Annotated in this window: 18 protein-coding genes; 8 read left to right on the plus strand and 10 right to left on the minus strand. The window is 66.3% G+C overall.

All coding sequences use genetic code 11. From position 1 onward, the window contains the following. The first annotated feature begins 87 nt into the window (after positions 1-87). On the plus strand, positions 88-1,302 hold the full coding sequence (gene egtB, locus ASD22_RS00990; RefSeq protein ID WP_056080742.1) for an ergothioneine biosynthesis protein EgtB: 1,215 nt from the start codon (positions 88-90) through the stop codon (positions 1,300-1,302). Continuing rightward, positions 1,299-2,288 (plus strand): L-histidine N(alpha)-methyltransferase, encoded by a 990-nt coding sequence (gene egtD, locus ASD22_RS00995; RefSeq protein ID WP_082520078.1) that lies wholly within the window; start codon positions 1,299-1,301, stop codon positions 2,286-2,288. Before egtB ends, egtD begins: the two co-directional genes overlap by 4 nt. 35 nt (positions 2,289-2,323) lie before the next feature. Here the strand turns inward: egtD and ASD22_RS01000 are convergent, their stop codons facing one another. The 4 genes from ASD22_RS01000 to ASD22_RS01015 form a co-directional block, all read right to left on the minus strand. Beyond that, entirely contained in the window at positions 2,324-2,656 is a 333-nt protein-coding gene (locus ASD22_RS01000) for a YkgJ family cysteine cluster protein (RefSeq protein ID WP_056077728.1), read from the minus strand. A gap of 90 nt (positions 2,657-2,746) precedes the next feature. After that, positions 2,747-3,511, minus strand: a complete 765-nt coding sequence (locus ASD22_RS01005; RefSeq protein WP_056077731.1) for an SH3 domain-containing protein — start codon at positions 3,509-3,511, stop codon at positions 2,747-2,749. Positions 3,512-3,804: 293 nt separating this feature from the next. Then, positions 3,805-4,422 (minus strand): NADPH-dependent FMN reductase, encoded by a 618-nt coding sequence (locus ASD22_RS01010; protein ID WP_056077734.1) that lies wholly within the window; start codon positions 4,420-4,422, stop codon positions 3,805-3,807. Between the two features lie 17 nt (positions 4,423-4,439). Continuing rightward, positions 4,440-5,039, minus strand: a complete 600-nt coding sequence (locus tag ASD22_RS01015) for a LysE family translocator (RefSeq protein WP_056077737.1) — start codon at positions 5,037-5,039, stop codon at positions 4,440-4,442. Between the two features lie 92 nt (positions 5,040-5,131). Here ASD22_RS01015 and ASD22_RS01020 point away from each other — a divergent pair, with 92 nt between their 5' ends. Beyond that, complete coding sequence (locus ASD22_RS01020; protein ID WP_056077740.1) at positions 5,132-6,037, plus strand: LysR substrate-binding domain-containing protein; 906 nt, start codon at positions 5,132-5,134, stop codon at positions 6,035-6,037. Here ASD22_RS01020 and trxC read toward each other — a convergent pair whose 3' ends face one another. The 4 genes from trxC to ASD22_RS01035 form a co-directional block, all read right to left on the minus strand. Beyond that, the gene (gene trxC / locus ASD22_RS01025) at positions 6,038-6,478 is read right to left on the minus strand and encodes a thioredoxin TrxC (protein WP_056077742.1); all 441 of its coding nucleotides are present in this window, start codon (positions 6,476-6,478) and stop codon (positions 6,038-6,040) included. Positions 6,479-6,561: 83 nt separating this feature from the next. Beyond that, positions 6,562-7,467, minus strand: a complete 906-nt coding sequence (locus ASD22_RS01030) for a hypothetical protein (RefSeq protein ID WP_056077747.1) — start codon at positions 7,465-7,467, stop codon at positions 6,562-6,564. 52 nt (positions 7,468-7,519) lie between these two features. After that, entirely contained in the window at positions 7,520-7,660 is a 141-nt protein-coding gene (locus ASD22_RS16885; protein ID WP_200945308.1) for a hypothetical protein, read from the minus strand. Positions 7,661-7,786: 126 nt separating this feature from the next. Continuing rightward, positions 7,787-9,661, minus strand: a complete 1,875-nt coding sequence (locus tag ASD22_RS01035) for a 3'-5' exonuclease (protein ID WP_056077750.1) — start codon at positions 9,659-9,661, stop codon at positions 7,787-7,789. 284 nt (positions 9,662-9,945) lie between these two features. Between ASD22_RS01035 and ASD22_RS01040 the strand changes: the two genes are divergently transcribed. After that, entirely contained in the window at positions 9,946-11,031 is a 1,086-nt protein-coding gene (locus ASD22_RS01040) for a 3-deoxy-7-phosphoheptulonate synthase (protein WP_056077753.1), read from the plus strand. A 213-nt stretch (positions 11,032-11,244) separates the two neighbouring features. Here ASD22_RS01040 and ASD22_RS01045 read toward each other — a convergent pair whose 3' ends face one another. Continuing rightward, the gene (locus ASD22_RS01045) at positions 11,245-11,676 is read right to left on the minus strand and encodes an OsmC family protein (protein WP_304437630.1); all 432 of its coding nucleotides are present in this window, start codon (positions 11,674-11,676) and stop codon (positions 11,245-11,247) included. A gap of 127 nt (positions 11,677-11,803) precedes the next feature. On the opposite strand from ASD22_RS01045, the gene ASD22_RS01050 reads away from it, so the two are divergent. Next, complete coding sequence (locus ASD22_RS01050; RefSeq protein WP_056077759.1) at positions 11,804-12,079, plus strand: GNAT family N-acetyltransferase; 276 nt, start codon at positions 11,804-11,806, stop codon at positions 12,077-12,079. 8 nt (positions 12,080-12,087) lie between these two features. Continuing rightward, a complete protein-coding gene (locus ASD22_RS01055) occupies positions 12,088-12,783 on the plus strand; it encodes a DUF1345 domain-containing protein (RefSeq protein ID WP_056077762.1) in 696 nt (231 codons plus the stop codon). An 11-nt stretch (positions 12,784-12,794) separates the two neighbouring features. On the opposite strand, the gene ASD22_RS01060 is transcribed toward ASD22_RS01055, so the two are convergent. Beyond that, a complete protein-coding gene (locus tag ASD22_RS01060; protein ID WP_056077765.1) occupies positions 12,795-13,277 on the minus strand; it encodes a YajQ family cyclic di-GMP-binding protein in 483 nt (160 codons plus the stop codon). Between the two features lie 97 nt (positions 13,278-13,374). On the opposite strand from ASD22_RS01060, the gene ASD22_RS01065 reads away from it, so the two are divergent. Then, positions 13,375-14,568, plus strand: a complete 1,194-nt coding sequence (locus tag ASD22_RS01065; protein WP_056077768.1) for an NAD(P)/FAD-dependent oxidoreductase — start codon at positions 13,375-13,377, stop codon at positions 14,566-14,568. Between the two features lie 73 nt (positions 14,569-14,641). After that, on the plus strand, positions 14,642-15,532 hold the full coding sequence (locus ASD22_RS01070) for an NAD(P)-dependent oxidoreductase (protein WP_056077771.1): 891 nt from the start codon (positions 14,642-14,644) through the stop codon (positions 15,530-15,532). Positions 15,533-15,555: the final 23 nt, after the last annotated feature.

Genomic DNA, 15,555 nt, shown 5'->3' on the forward strand with positions numbered 1-15,555 from the left:
GCCGCCCGGCTTTCTTGTTGCGGCGGTTGCCATTTCCCGGGACGGACAGCGGTGACGGTGGTGGTATCGCCGGTCGAACTGGCCGACATGGCTGCGCGCTTTCGCGGCGTGCGCCGACGCACTCTGGATCTGTGTGCCGGACTGTCCGCCGAAGACCTGCAAATTCAGTCGATGGCCGATGCCAGCCCCGGCAAATGGCATCTCGCGCACACCAGCTGGTTCTTCGAGCAGTTCGTGCTTGCCCGCGACCCGGCCTGGAAGCCGCGCAACGAAGCGTGGCTGTACCTGTTCAACTCCTACTACCAGTCGGTCGGCCCGATGCACGCGCGGCCGCAGCGCGGCTTGCTGTCGCGCCCGTCGCTGGAAGAGGTGTTCGCGTATCGGCGCTACGTCGACGACGCGGTGGGCGAACTGCTCGCAAGCCACGCGGATGCCGAGCTGATCACGCGGGTGGAACTGGGCCTGCAGCACGAACAACAGCACCAGGAATTGCTGCTGACCGACATCAAGCACGCGTTCTGGTGCAATCCCCTGCGCCCGGCCTACCACGCCGCACCCGCGGCGGACGCCGGTGCGCCGATGCCCCAGCGTTTCATCTCCGGGCGCGAAGGCATCGTCGAAACCGGCAACGACGCGGAAGGCTTTGCGTTCGACAACGAAACGCCGCGCCATCGCGAATTGCTGCACCCGCACGCGCTGGCCAATCGGCTGGTGACCAACGCCGAGTACCTGGCGTTCGTGCGCGAAGGTGGTTATCGCGAACCGGGGCTGTGGCTTTCCGATGGCTGGGCCACCGTGCAGCGCGAGGGTTGGCAGCACCCGCTGTATTGGGATGACGACCTGGCGCGCGAGTTCACCCTGGCCGGCATGCAGGCGCTGTCGCCGCACGCGCCGGTGTGCCACTTGAGCTATTACGAAGCGGACGCGTTCGCGCGCTGGGCCGGCGCCCGCCTGCCGACCGAGGCCGAATGGGAATCGGCCGCTTCGCGGGTTGCCGTTGCCGGCAACCTGCAGGAAACCGGGCGTCTTCATCCGGCGCCGGCCGAGCCCGGCGATGACATGCTTCAGATGTATGGCGACGTGTGGGAATGGACCGCGTCGCCGTACATCAGCTATCCGGGCTTTCGCCCGTTGCCCGGTTCGCTGGGCGAATACAACGGCAAATTCATGTGCGGTCAGTGGGTGTTGCGTGGCGGGTCCTGCGCGACCCCGCGCGATCACGTGCGCGCCAGCTACCGCAACTTTTTTCCACCTCATGCCCGCTGGCAGTTTTCCGGGCTACGACTGGGACAGGATCGATGAACACCATGCAACCTTGCGGCATCGAGGATGACGATCGCCAGCCACCGATGAATGGTTTGCTGGAGATTGCGCAACGCGGGCTGGGCCTGAAACCCAAGCGCCTGCCGTCGTGGCTGTTTTACGACGAGCGTGGCTCCGCGTTGTTCGAGCAGATTTGCGAGCAGCCGGAGTACTACCTCACCCGCCGCGAAATCGCGCTGATGGACGAGCACGCGGCCAGCATTGCCGACAGCCTCGGCAGCGATGTGCGGCTGGTGGAGTACGGCAGCGGCAACGCGCGCAAGACCAGCCAGTTGCTGCGGCAGATGCACGCGCCGGTGGCTTACGTGCCGGTGGAGATTTCGCCGGAGCCGCTGCAGCAGAGCGTGGAGCGCCTGGCCAGGGAGTTTCCGTCGTTGCCGGTGCAGCCGTTGTGTGCGGATTTCAGCAAATCGCTGCGCTTGCCGATTCCGCCACGGGCGCCGCGTCGCACCGTGGTCTACTTCCCCGGCTCGACCATCGGCAATTTCGAGAGCCGCGAAGCGGTCGCGTTGCTGCGCAAGATCCGCAACGAAATGGGCGACGCCGGCGGCGTCCTGGTGGGTGTGGATCTGAAGAAGGATCCCGCGGTGATCGAGGCGGCGTACAACGACCGCGCCGGGGTCACTGCCGCTTTCACCCTGAACATGCTGGAGCGGCTCAACCGCGAAATCGGCAGTGATTTCGTGCTCTCGCAGTTTGCCCACCGCGCGCACTACAACCCGATGGCCGGGCGCATCGAGACGCACATCGTGAGCCGTTGCGCGCAGCAGGTGAAGATCGGCCGGGCCAGCGTGGCGTTTCGCGAGGACGAGGCGATCCAGGTGGAATACAGCTGCAAGTATTCGGTCGAGGATTTCGCGGCCATGGCTGCTCGCGCCGGGCTGGCCGTCGAACAGGTGTGGATGGACGCGAAGAAGATGTTCAGCGTGCAGTATCTGGTGCGTGCCAGCACGGTCGCGCGCTAACACCGAGTCGTCAATCTCGCGATGGCGCGCCCGCGCTAGCTCAGTACGACCGGCGTGGGCAGCGTGTTTCCATACCATTTGCGCCGCTCCTCGCGACAGCTGGGGCTGCCCATGGCGTACTTGCGGCAGATCCCGGGACGGTCGGCGTAGATGGTGCACCGCATGGTCAGCGGATCGAGCGCGGCGCACCAACCGTCCTCACCCTTGGCCAGGGTTTCCATGCCATGGTCGTCGTGCTCGATCAGCCAGTCGGGGACATGATCGTCGGGCATCAGCACGACGGTGAGCCGGCAACACACGGCCTCGCACGACGTGCAATGCACGGTGGGATCCACACTTTCCGCGTAGCTGTCGGGGGACTTGGTCACGCCACAGTATGACCGGGTCACGCGGCTTGAACGTGAACCGGGCGTCTGCGCATGCCGTCCCGGCTGCGGTATGCGCGGCCGGTCATCGCCTCAGTCGCGATTGCGACGTTCCCGCTTGCCGTCCGCCGACGACTTGTCGCCACGGTGGTGGCCGGTATGGGTGGACGGGGCGCGGCGTGGCTGGCGGTCAGCCCGCGCCGGTGTCGACGCGCGATTGATGTTCTGCGCCGGACGTACCGTCGTGGAGGGCCGGAAGCTCGACGAGCGTCGCGGCGGCGTCGATGTGAAGGAGTGACCACGGTCATGGCGCTCACGATGTTGCGTGGGCCCATCCGAGCGCCGCGGTGGCGAGGGGCGATGCACCGGCGGCGGTGACTGCCAATGCCGCGGCCGGTTGTAGTGTGGCGGACGCGGCCTGGCCGGCGAGTGATAGATGCGACGCGGTGGTGGCCGGTGCCGGATCGGGCGCTGATACCAGTAGCTGCGATGCCGGTAGAACGGGCGTTCGCGGTAGTAACTGCCCCAGTAGTTGCCGATCACGAATGTGACGACGGGAATGCCGATGCGCGCACCGTACTCGGGCAGCAGCACGCGGCGGTTGTCGTAGTCGTAGCGCAGGTAATCGCCCACCATCCAGCCGCGGTTGCCGAACGCAATCACGTCACACCAGCCCCAGCCATCCGTGCACCCCTGGATGGACACGCGGCTGCCCGCGGGGATCGTGGCGATCCACGGGTAGTCGACATCCGGCCCCGCGCGCAGATTGACGTTGGCGGTGACAAACCCGTCCGACGCCTGCGCCCACAACGGTGCAACCAGCAGCAGGGCGAGGCTGATCCAGCGCAGACGTTTCATGAGCGGTCTCCGTGTTGTACGTGGCACCGGACAACTGCCGGCATCCCGTGGTGAGCAACGCAAAACTCCGGCGTGACACATCGTGCCGACTTTCGTCCAAATCGCGCGCAGCGCGCGTTGATGGCGGGTTATTTCATGACGTGAGTGGTGTCATGTTGCCATCAACGCGCTGATGCCCGGTACACAGATGGTTGAACGTGCCAGCGGACGTGCGGTGTACCGCGTGTCGACCCGTCGGGAAGGGAATCAGTCAGGTTGCGGGCGGCCGGGCAGTATGTGCACAAGCCGGTCGCTCACGGCATTGCCCCGGCAGATTGTGCCTCGCTGGCGGACGGGACCACACGGAGCAGCCAGTGTTCGAATGCCAGCAGGAATCGTTGCAGCGACTGGGCGGTGGCCGGGTCAGTCAGGATGCCCCTGTCGTCGAAACGGGTGGTGGCGTTCGCCACGAATACCGTGGGTGTGGGCATCACCAAGGCCCCGCAGGCGTGCAGTACCTGTCGCAACGAGGCCTGGGCCAGACGCGTGCCCCACGGGCCGCCGCTCGCGCCGAGCACGGCGATCGGTTTTTCCAGCAGCACTTCGCCCTCCGGCGCTTCGCGGGAAAGCCAGTCCAGTGCGTTTTTCAGCACGCCTGGCATGGCATGGTTGTATTCGGGCGTGGCGATGATCAGTCCGTCCGCAGCGGCAATGGCCGCGCGCAATGTCTGCACGCCGGCGGGGCCGGCCGGCTCACGCTGTTCCACATCCTCATCGAACAGCGGCACCGACGACAGCGCGTCGAACACGTCCAATCGCAATGTCGGTGGCGCCATGAAGGTGGCGGCGTGCAGCAGGCGGCGGTTCCACGAGGCACGGCGCAAACTGCCGGCCAGGCACAGTACCGATCGGGGTTGGCTGAGCGTGGGCATGGGTGTCTCCTTGCAAGTCAGTTCAGGGGAATCAGGAAAACCGCGCATGCCACCAGCAAGGCGCCCATGACGGCATCGACGCTGCGACGAACGACCGGCCGAGCCAGCCAGCGCGCCAGCCATGCGCCGAATACGGCCCACAGCAACAGGCAAAGGGTTGGAATCAGCACGAACAAACCGGCCAGTGGCAGGTGTCCCCGCAAGCCGGTGGCAGGCCACGTCGCCAGCGCCGTCAGCACCATCACCCAGCTTTTCGGGTTGAGAAACTGGAAACCGATCAGCCCGAATGTGCTGATGGGAAGACCGTGTCCGAAGGCGGAACCCTCGCTGCCCGTCGCGACCGCGCGGACGAACAGCGCGGCACCGAGCCAGCTCAGATACAGCGCACCTGCCATCCCGGTCCAGCGCTGAAACGACGGATATGCCGTAAACAAGCCGCCAGCACCGAACGCGATCACGGCGAGCAACAACAGCCCTCCGAGCACGACACCGGCAATGGCCGGCAACGTACCGCGCAGGCCGGCCTGCATGGCAGCGCGCAGCACAACGAGATTGTTGGGACCTGGCGTGATCGCGGAGATGCCGAGCAGGCCGGCCAGGGCGAACAGGTGATTCATGTGCGTCAACACCTGGAGCAATGGTCGAAGATGTGAATGGTCAAGCCCTGCCATGGAGCGTGCCGCGATCCTTATGGTCTAGAATTTCGACCATGAAAGACCTTCCCCTGAATGCCTTGCGTGCTTTCGCCTTGGTCTATGCGCACGGCGGCGTGCGTGCTGCGGCGCGCGAGTTGGGTATCGCCCATTCCTCGGTGAGCCGCCATCTGGGCGAACTCGATCGTTGGCTGGGTGTGCCGTTGCTGCGCGCCGAGGCAGGACGCGGCGCCCCGGCTTTCACACCGCAGGGCGAGGCGCTGGGTCGCGCCACGCTGGCGGGCCTGGGAGAGATTGCGCAGGCTGTGGCCGTGCTGCGGGAAAGCCGGCCGGCCCACGCGGTGACGCTGTCCACCTCGCCCTCGTTTGCGATCCGCTGGTTGCTTCCGCGGCTGCCTGCGCTGGAAAAATCGCACCCCAAACTGGAGTTGTCCGTGCAGGTGGAGCAGCGCCTGGACGCCATGGACGATGGCCGCGTCGACCTGGCCATACGCATGGGCCAGGGGCCATGGCCGGCCCTGCACGTGGAGCCATTGATGGACGATGCGCTCTACCCGGTGATCAGCCCGACGTTGTGGCAGGCATCCGGTCGCCCATCGAAACCTGCGCAGTTGGCCGGCCTGCGCCTGCTGCATGATCGCGACCCGCAAGCGGCCTGGGAATCCTGGCGACGAATCCATGGCCCGGCCAGGCTCGCCTTGCAGGGTGGTGCGCGCTACACCTCGTCCGATCTCGTCCTGCGCGCGGCGGCGCAGGGGCAGGGCGTGGCGCTGGCACGTCACCGGCTGGCCGCGGATGACGTGGCGGGTGGCAGCTTGTTGCGGCCATTCGGCGAACTCGAGGTGCCGTTGGGGCCGTCCTATTGGATCGTGCGGCCGCAGGCAAAGCCGCGTACGGCGGTGGCCGCCGTGATCGACTGGCTGCATTGGCAGGCGGCGGGGTCGCGCCGACCGGCGCGCTGATCAGCCGCGTGCCAGCGCCCCTTCGATGAACTGCTGCAACTGCGCGGCGCTCAGTGCGCCGGATTGCCGCGCGATCTCGCGGCCACGTCGGAACACGATCAGGGTGGGAATGCTGCGGACATTGAAGCGTTGCGCCAGTTGCGGCTGCGCCTCGGTGTCCAGCTTGGCCAGGCGTGCACGTGGCTCCCACTGGCTGGCAGCGTTGGCGAATACGGGCGCGAAGCCCAGGCAGGGGCCGCACCACGGCGCCCAGAAATCCACCACCACGGGCACGTCGCCGCGCGCCGCCAGCGCGTCGAAGTTGGCTGTGGTCAATTCAAGCGGATGGCCTGGGAACAACGCCTCCTTGCAGCGGCCGCAGCGCGGCGCCTCACCGATACGGGCGGCTGGCACGCGGTTGAGCGCGTGGCAATGTGGGCAGGGAAGATCGATCGTGCTCATGCTGACTCCATGGCAACCTGCGCGCGAACCGCTGCATGTCCGGTCAGCCGCCGCTTCGGTGGAAACGACGGCCGACGACTCATTCAGCGTGACGGCACGCCGCGGGCGTATCGGCGATCATGGTAGACCCGATGGACGTGGCCGGCACCCAGGCTGCCGCCGATGGCCGCGGCAATCAGCGAAAGCAACAGGCTGGCGAACAGCACCCACATGGCCATCGCCATGTAATGCGCGGCGCTGTCGGCGGCAGCCTTGATGTCGCTGCGGGCACGCGCCGCAGGGGCGGAAAGCCCTTGCACGGTGCTGTCGATATCGGCCGGCGACAGGTTGGTGTTGGCGGCCAGCAACGCCTTGGCGGTATCGGGCTGGTCGGCGATCAAGGCCATCGTCGCGACGCTCGCCGTACGCGGATCCAGTCGCACCGGCGCCGTGGCCATGCCTCCCGTCGTCGGCGCGTAGATGGAGCCCGATGCCGCGCCACCGGCTTGCCGCACCCGTTGCATCAGCTGCGCCTGCAACGCCACGCGGGCATCCGCCCCGGTGTGCTGGCCGCCGTGTGGCATGCCATGGGCATGCGCGCCCAGGCGGGCACCGCCCATCATGCTGGCGCCGCTGCCGATGGCACCGCCCATGCCCAGGGCCAGCAACAATCCGGACGCGGCAATCGAAAGGCCCCAGACGGTAATGCCGTGCATGACGCCCATGTTCCGGTCATCACGGCTGTCGAACCAACTGGCGAACATGCCGCCAAGCAACAAGGCCACGATCCAGGTGACGATCACCCACAACGCCGTACCGATGCCGATGCCCTTGGCCGTCGCTTCAGCGTCGTAAGGGTCGAAGGCGGAAAAGCCCATCGCCAGTCCGCCCACGTACATCAGAAACGCGACGCCGACGGCGACCAGCCAGCCGGCAATGATTGCGCCCCAGTTCATCGAGGGCTGGCTCAGCTCCACGATTTCCGTGCGCTCGATTTCCACTTGTGCCATGTCGTTCTCCCGCGGTGGGTGATCGGATCGAAGATGCCTTCGCGGCCGCGGATCAGGTGCAACCGCGCAACAGGAACAACACGATCAGTACCGGGATGGGAATGCCCAGCAGCCACAGCAGCACCCAGCCGATGCCACCTTTCTGCTTCTGCCGGTCAAGCTCCCGGCGATAGGCCTCAACCAATGTTTTCATGCGGCTCTCCCTGGTGGATATGGCATCCGGGATGGATGCGGCGCATCACCGCGGCGGCGCGGTGATGCGCCAGGGGAAAGTGCTACGGCAGGCGTGGATGGCTCGTGATGCGCAACCGCGTTGCGTTCAGGCGGCGCTGTCCAGCTGCGCCTGGACTTCGTTGATCGAATCGCGGATGCGCTTGCTGAAAACCGAGTCGTGCTGGTGGATCAGCAGCAGGCGTTCGGTGGCGCGGGTCATGGCCACGTAGAGCAGCCGTGCCTCGGCCGCTTCGTCGCCGTCGGGCGCCGGCATCTCGCCGAGGCCGGGGATGATCACCAGCGGAAATTCCAGCCCCTTGCTGGAATGCATGCTGACGATCTTCACGCTGTCCTTCACCAGGAACAGCGTGGATTTGCCATCGCCGTTGGCCAGTTTGCAGGCGATGCCGGCCGCCTGCAGCGCATCGCGAAGAGCACGGCCCTGGCGGTCGTGCTGGTACAGCACGGCGATGTCGTCCAGGGCGCGGCCGCGGGCCTGTTCGTCGCGAATTTGCGCGATCACCACGCCGACTTCATCGGTGTCGTCGTCCACCCGGATCAACTCGGGTACGGCGCCGCGCCGCCCCGCGCTTTCCGGTGCGATCAGCGGCACGCCGTCATCGTCGCCGTCGTGTGCCAGCAGCAGTTCGCTGGCGAAGCTGCGCGCCACGGAGAGGATTTCCAGCGTGTTGCGGTAATTGAGCTTGAGGATGGTGGTGCGCCCGCGCGCCTGCACGCCGAGGCTTTTCCAGGTGAATTTGCGCCGGTCGGTGCGGCCGTTGATGTTCTGCGCATCGTCGTACAGCACCAGCAGCGAGTTGGTGCTGGGATCGATCATCTGCACGATCAGCTTGTACCAGTCCGGCTCGAAATCGTGGCCTTCGTCGATCAGCACGGCGCCGTACTGGAAGCGCGGGATGCGCTCCTGGTCGACGCCATCGATCACCCGCTGCACCATCTGCGCAAAGAAATCGCGGCTGCCCTTGGCCGGCGGTTCCACGTGGTAGGCCGTGAGCATCTTGTGGCACCACTTGTGGAAGTTGTAGACCTGCACCTTCTCGCCCAGGCCGCGCTCGCCGATCAACTGATCCAGCCGCGCGGCCAGCGTCTTGTTGTAGCAAAGCACCAGGATCGGCTTCGACAGCTCGCGCGCCAGCTGCATCGCGCGAAAACCCAGGATCATGGTTTTGCCGGAGCCCGCCACGCCGTGGATGATGCGGTGCTCGTCGCCCAGCGAGCGCGCCAGTTGCTCCTGCTGCGCGTCCATCACTCGGATCAGGTCGGGGATTTCCAGCGGTTTCGGCGCCGGTGCGTCCGCCCGGTCGAACAGGCCGAACTGGCCTTCGCCCGAGGCCACGCGGATTTCCGGAAACAAATGCCAGCGCACCCGGTCGATCTGCGGCAGGGTTAGCGCGGTGGGGAACACGTAGGGAAACATCGCCCACAGGCGTTCCTGGAAATCCTCCGCCTCCACGCTTTCGTAGATTTCGTCCTGGCAGATCGCCAGGTGCGCCGGGATCACCGCATCGAGTTGGCCGTCGGTGAACTGCCGCCGGCTGATGTTAGTGAACACCACGCCGTAGGCCCACGGCATCACCAGCTTGCCGGCGTGGGGGCCGTCGTGCGGCTGGCGCAGGGCCGGGTCCTTCTGCAACTGCATGTAGACCTCGGTGGCATAGCCACGCGCCTGCAGCAGTGGGCTGTTTTCCTTCACCAGCCCGCGCGCGGTGAGCAGGGTGAACTGGGTCTTGTCGGCGTGCTGGATGGTGTCCGGTTTCCAGTCCTTCACCTCCAGCACCAGCAGGCCGCGGCGCGGATGGAACACCATGAAATCCGGGCGCAGCTGCTTCAGCCCGACGGGCACGTCGTACCACAGCAGGTAATCATCCTCGAGCTTCTGTTCCAGCCGCTCGGAGAAACGCTTCTCGCCGCCGGTCATGCGCGGCAGGCAGCCGTTGCGGGTGGGAATGAGCGTGGCCACGTAGGTCCCTGAAAAAGCCGATCACGGGACGTTAGCCGATCAGCACAGCGTGTCAACGTGCGCCATGGTGCGTTGCACGATCACGGGTGATGTGCTATTTGTAGCGGCCATGAATCGCACCCACGCCCACCAGTACTTTTGGTTTTATACCTATCCGAAGTTGCTGGCGGAGGCATGGTCGCGATCATCTTGAAGTCCTGAAGATCATTCCCGAAAAGCCGCCAGCTACCACCGGCGGCTTTTTTTGTGGCCGTCGCTGGCACCCAACCGAAGGAACCGCCACCGTGTCCCAGCCCACCGACGATTTGCGCATTCGCAGCCTTACCCAGCTCAGCACGCCCGCCGAGGTGATCGAGGATTGCCCCGCCAGCGAAGCGGCCACCGAAACCGTGTCCGCCTCGCGCGCGGCCCTGCACCGCATCATCGGCGGCGCGGACGACCGGCTGGTGGTGGTGATCGGCCCGTGCTCCATCCACGACCCGCGCGCCGCGCTGGAATACGCCGGCCGGCTGATGGCGCAGCGCGAGCGCTACGCCGACACGCTGGAAATCGTGATGCGGGTGTATTTCGAGAAGCCGCGAACCACGGTGGGCTGGAAGGGGCTGATCAACGATCCGGACCTCGATGGCAGCTTCCGCATCGACAAGGGCCTGCGGCTGGCGCGGCGCGTGTTGCACGACATCAACAACCTCGGCCTGCCGGCCGGTTGCGAATTCCTGGACATGATCTCGCCGCAGTACATCGTGGATCTGGTGGCGTGGGGCGCGATCGGTGCGCGCACCACCGAAAGCCAGGTGCATCGCGAACTGGCCTCCGGCCTGTCGTGCCCGGTGGGGTTCAAGAACGGCACCGGCGGCGACGTGAAGATCGCGGTGGACGCTGTGCAGGCTGCCTCGCAGCCGCATCATTTCATGGCCGTGACCAAGGAAGGCCGCGCCGCCATCGCCGCAACCGCCGGCAACGAGGATTGCCACGTGATCCTGCGCGGCGGCCGCCAGCCGAACTACGACGCGGCCAGCGTGGAATCGGCCTGCGCCGTCATCGGCAAGGCCGGCCTTGCTGCGCGGGTGATGATCGACGCCAGCCACGCCAACAGTTCCAAGAAGCCTGAAAACCAGCCGCGCGTGATCGACGACATCGCCACGCAACTCGAAGCCGGCGAACAGCGCATCATCGGCGTGATGGTGGAAAGCCACCTGCTGGGCGGCCGGCAGGACCCCGTCCCCGGCCAGCCGCTGGTCTACGGCCAGAGCATGACCGACGGCTGCATCGACTGGGACAGCTCATTGCAGGTGCTGGAGCGGCTGGATCAAGCGGTGCGTCGACGCCGGGAAGCGGTAGCGACGACGGCGGCGACCGTAGCTGCCTGAGCCACCGCTTTCTCCCTTCTCCCGCTCGCGGGAGAAGGTGCCCGACTGCGAAGGCAGGATGCCGAAGCGAACGGCGAAGCCGGCCCGAAGGGCGTGCCGCAGGAGCGGCACGTAAGGGCGGAAGAGGGGCTCTTGATCTTGCCCTACGCAAAAATGCAAAAGCCCCCTCAGCCCTTCGGGCAGCTCCCCCGCAAGCGGGGGAGCGAACGGTGTTCAACCCTCCAGGCTGGCATCCAGCGTAATCTCGGCGTTGAGCACCTTGGACACCGGGCACCCCTCCTTCGTCGCCTGCGCGATCTTCCCGAATGTGGCCGCATCGGCGCCCGGCACCTTGGCCTTACAAGTGAGGTGCACGGCGGTGATGGCGAAGCCGTCGCCGTCCTTGTCCAGTGTCACCACCGCGTCGGTTTCGATGCGGTCGGCGGTGAGGCCCGCCTTGCCCAGTTCCAGCGACAGCGCCATCGAGAAGCAGCCCGCGTGGGCAGCACCGATCAGTTCCTCCGGGTTGGTGCCGGGGCCGTCCTCGAAGCGGGATTTGAAACCGAACGGTGCCTCACGCAATACGCCGGTCTCGGTGGAAATGGTGCCCTGGCCATCCTTCAGGCCACCGATCCAGTTGGCCGATGCGGATTTCTTCATGGCGATGTCTCCAGACTGAGGGGGAATCGCCAGTGTGCCGGGGTGTTCATTCAAGCGGCGCGAAGAAGGCAGCTGTTCACGCGCGTTTGTCCCGAATGCGGCTTATGCTGGGCTTCCGTCAGCGGAGTCCGTCATGGATCTGGAAATCACGCACGATCGCACAGGCCACCGTTTTGAAACCACCGTTGACGGTGCCGTTTGCGCCATCGATTACACCCTGGCCGGCGGGGTGATGAACATTCACCACACCGGCGTGCCCAGCGCCGTGGAAGGCCGCGGCATTGCATCAGCGCTGATGAAGGCCGCCACCGACGCGGCGCGTGACGAAGGCTGGAAGATCAAGCCCTCGTGTTCCTATGCGGCCGCCTGGATGAAACGGCATCCGGAAGCGGCCGACCTGCTGGCCTGATCGGCGTCATGGTCCGTCGCGCGAAACGCGAGCGGGGCGGCGAACGCCTGGCATCGGCCGGCGGCTGGTGGCCCTGGAACGTGCTGCGCACCCGACCGTCGCTGGCAGTGGGCGGCGGGTTGATGGTGCTGGTCTGCGGGGGCCTGGTTCTTTTCGGGCTGCACCCGGCGCCGGCGTTGCTGGTGGGCTTCGATGTGGGCGCGCTGGTTTTCTTTGCCGCGCAGTTGCGGCAGTTCGGCCGCGCCACCCAGGACGAGATGCGTGAACGCGCGCGTTCCCAGGACGCTGGTCGCTGGGGCATCTTGTGGAGCGGGGTGGCGCTGTCGGCGGTGGTGATGGTGGCGCTGGGTACCGAACTCGAGATGGGCAAAGCCGGCGGATGGCTTGCGTTGGTCATTGCGGCCGTCAGCATCGTGCTCAGCTGGCTGTTCATGAACACGCTGTTCGCGCTGCATTACGCGCACGGCTTCTACGGCGATTACGGCGAGGAGCACGAGGGCCTGGATTTTCCCGGCAACAAGGAGCCGGATTACTGGGACTTTGCCTATTTCGCCACCGTCATCGGCATGACGTTCCAGGTGTCCGACGTGCAGGTCACCAGCCGCTACCTGCGCCGCATGGTGTTGCTGCACGGCGTGATCGCGTTCTTCTTCAACATGTTCATCATCGCGGTGAGCGTGAACATCATGGCGAGCCAGGCCTGAGGGCCGGCTGATCAGTCACGGAAATTGTCGAACTGCAGCGGCAGCTCCACCTCGGCGCCGCGCAGCACCGCCATCGCCTGTTGCAGGTCGTCGCGCTTCTTGCCGCTGACGCGCAGCTTGTCGCCGTTGATCTGCGCCTCGACCTTGAGTTTGGCGGCCTTCAACGCGGCCACCAGCTTTTTCGCCACCGGCTGCTCGATGCCCTGCTTGACGGTGATCTTCTGCCGCGAGCCGCCCAGGTTGGTTTCCGGCTCGGCCACGTCCAGTGCGCGGATGTCGATCTTCCGCGCCACCAGCCGACCACGCAGGATGTCCAGCATCTGCTGCAACTGGAACTCGCTGGGCGCGGCCTGGGTGATGGTGTAGTCGTCCAGCGTATAGGTGGCTTCCGTACCCTTGAAGTCGAAGCGGGTAGCGAGTTCTCGGTTGGCCTGGTCGACCGCGTTGGTCAGTTCGTGTTTGTCGACTTCGGAAATCACGTCAAACGAAGGCATGGCGGCAACTCCTGGCGAACGGTCGTTCAGTGTAAGAGCAGCTGGCCGCTGAGGGATAATGCCGCGTTCTGCAAAACGGGTGACGGGCGATGGCCGGATGAAATGGGATGTGCGCAATGTCGACGTGCTGGTCGTGGGGGCGGGCGCCGCCGGGCTGATGTGCGCGATCGCCGCGGGTCAGCGCGGCCGGCGGGTGCTGGTGGTCGATCACGCCAACAAGGTCGGAAAGAAGATCCTGATGTCCGGCGGCGGGCGCTGTAATTTCACCAATACCGGTGCCGGGCCGTCCAACTACCTCTCCGCGAATCCGCACTTCGCGAAATCGGCGCTGGCGCGCTACACGCCGGCCGACTTCATCGCGCTGGTGGAAAAGCACTGCATCGCCTATCACGAGAAGGAGCTGGGCCAGCTGTTCTGCGACGAGTCGTCGAAGCAGATCGTGCGCATGCTGCTGGACGAATGCGCCGCCGCGGGCGTCACCATCGAAGTGGATTGCCCCGTGCAGCGCGTCCGCAAGATGGTGCATGGTTTCAGCGCCACGACGGCGCACGGCGAAGTGCACGCCGAGTCGCTGGTGGTGGCCTGCGGCGGATTGTCGATTCCCAGCATGGGCGCCAGCGGTTTCGGCTATGAGCTGGCGCGCCAGTTCGGCCACGAGGTCTTGCCCACGCGAGCCGGGCTGGTGCCGCTGACCTTGAGCGGCAAGCACCAGGATCATTACCAGGACCTCGCCGGTGTGGCGCTGCCGGCGGTGGAGGCACGGGTGGGCAAGCAGGCGTTTCGCGCGGGCCTGCTGTTCACCCATCGCGGCATCAGCGGCCCGTCGATCCTGCAGATCTCCTCGTACTGGAAGCCGGGTGATGATTTGCGCATCGATCTCGCGCCGGACCAGGAGCTCGGCACCTGGCTGGTCGGCCAGCGCGCGGCACGCCCCGCGGCAGAGCTGAAAACCGTGCTGGCCGACGTGTTGCCCAAACGGCTGGCGCAGCGGCTGTGTGAACAGTGGTTCGAAAGCCGGCCCATGCGCCAATACCGCGAGGCCGAGCTGGCCGGTATCGGTGCGCAACTGGCCAACTGGCCGATCACCGCCAGCGGCACAGAAGGTTATCGCACCGCCGAGGTGACTCTGGGCGGCGTCGATACCGACGGCCTGTCGTCCAGCACCATGCAGTCGAAGCGGGTGCCGGGGCTTTATTTCATCGGCGAAGTGGTGGACGTGACCGGCTGGCTGGGCGGCTACAACTTCCAGTGGGCGTGGGCGTCGGGGCAGGCGGCAGGTGCGGTGGCGTAGCTGCCGGTAGCTTTCGCATGGGCTAAACGCCGGCCGTGGTTCACTGCGCGGCCATGCTTGTCGAGGATGCTTCATGAAAGTGGGATTTATCGGATTGGGCGCGATGGGCAGCGCCATGGCCAGCAATCTGCTGGCCGCCGGCCATGCGTTGACGGTGTGGAACCGCACGCCCGAGGCCACCGAGCCGCTGGTGTCGCTGGGCGCCAAGGCGGCGCGAACGGCGGATCGCGCCGCCCAGGGCGAGGTGCTGTGCAGCATGCTGGCCAACGACGCAGCGGTGCGCGAGGTGTTTCTCGACAGCGGCCTGCTCGATGCGATGGATGCCGGCACGGTGCACGTGAACCACGCCACCATCTCGGTGGCGCTGGCCGAAGAGCTTGCGGCTGAGCATGAAAAGCGCGGACTCGGTTATGTCGCCGCGCCAGTGTTTGGCCGTCCGGATGTGGCCGCCGCGGCACAGCTGAACATGCTGGTCGCCGGCAAGACCACGGCGGTGGAGCGGGTGCGGCCGGTGCTGGAGGCGATGGCCACCCGCCTGTGGCCGCTGGGTGAGGCGCCGCAACGCGCCACCGTGGCCAAGATCGCCGGCAACTTCATGCTGGCCGCGGCGATCGAGAGCATGGCCGAGGCCACCGCGCTGACCCGCGCCCACGGCGTCAGCGCCGCCGATTTCCTGGACGTGATGACCCAGACCCTGTTCGCCGCGCCGGCCTACCAGGGCTACGGCAAGCTGATCGCGGAACAGCGCTTCAAGCCCGCCGGCTTCACCCTGCCGCTGGGCCTGAAGGATGTGGGGCTGGCGCTGACGGCGGGCGAAACCGCCCGCGTACCGTTGCCGTTCGCCGGCGTGCTACGCGACAGCCTGCTGGAGGCCCTGGCGGGCGGCGACGCCGAGCTGGACTGGTCGGCACTGTCGTTGGTGGCCGCCCGCCGCGCGCACCTCGACGAAAGCGAACAGGGCTGACACATCCGGGTGCGAAACAACGC

It is taken from the genome of Rhodanobacter sp. Root480, assembly GCF_001426645.1.
GTDB classification, from domain to species: Bacteria; Pseudomonadota; Gammaproteobacteria; order Xanthomonadales; family Rhodanobacteraceae; genus Rhodanobacter; species Rhodanobacter ginsenosidimutans.

Excerpts from the sequence above, each read along its gene's own strand:
- egtB (WP_056080742.1), top strand. The coding sequence starts at position 88 with ATGGCTGCGCGCTTTCGCGGCGTGCGCCGACGCACTCTGGATCTGTGT.
- egtD (WP_082520078.1), top strand. The coding sequence starts at position 1,299 with ATGAACACCATGCAACCTTGCGGCATCGAGGATGACGATCGCCAGCCA.
- ASD22_RS01005 (WP_056077731.1), bottom strand. The coding sequence starts at position 3,511 with ATGAAACGTCTGCGCTGGATCAGCCTCGCCCTGCTGCTGGTTGCACCG.
- ASD22_RS01010 (WP_056077734.1), bottom strand. The coding sequence starts at position 4,422 with ATGCCCACGCTCAGCCAACCCCGATCGGTACTGTGCCTGGCCGGCAGT.
- ASD22_RS01015 (WP_056077737.1), bottom strand. The coding sequence starts at position 5,039 with ATGAATCACCTGTTCGCCCTGGCCGGCCTGCTCGGCATCTCCGCGATC.
- ASD22_RS01020 (WP_056077740.1), top strand. The coding sequence starts at position 5,132 with ATGAAAGACCTTCCCCTGAATGCCTTGCGTGCTTTCGCCTTGGTCTAT.
- trxC (WP_056077742.1), bottom strand. The coding sequence starts at position 6,478 with ATGAGCACGATCGATCTTCCCTGCCCACATTGCCACGCGCTCAACCGC.
- ASD22_RS01030 (WP_056077747.1), bottom strand. The coding sequence starts at position 7,467 with ATGGCACAAGTGGAAATCGAGCGCACGGAAATCGTGGAGCTGAGCCAG.
- ASD22_RS16885 (WP_200945308.1), bottom strand. The coding sequence starts at position 7,660 with ATGAAAACATTGGTTGAGGCCTATCGCCGGGAGCTTGACCGGCAGAAG.
- ASD22_RS01050 (WP_056077759.1), top strand. The coding sequence starts at position 11,804 with ATGGATCTGGAAATCACGCACGATCGCACAGGCCACCGTTTTGAAACC.
- ASD22_RS01055 (WP_056077762.1), top strand. The coding sequence starts at position 12,088 with ATGGTCCGTCGCGCGAAACGCGAGCGGGGCGGCGAACGCCTGGCATCG.
- ASD22_RS01060 (WP_056077765.1), bottom strand. The coding sequence starts at position 13,277 with ATGCCTTCGTTTGACGTGATTTCCGAAGTCGACAAACACGAACTGACC.
- ASD22_RS01065 (WP_056077768.1), top strand. The coding sequence starts at position 13,375 with ATGAAATGGGATGTGCGCAATGTCGACGTGCTGGTCGTGGGGGCGGGC.
- ASD22_RS01070 (WP_056077771.1), top strand. The coding sequence starts at position 14,642 with ATGAAAGTGGGATTTATCGGATTGGGCGCGATGGGCAGCGCCATGGCC.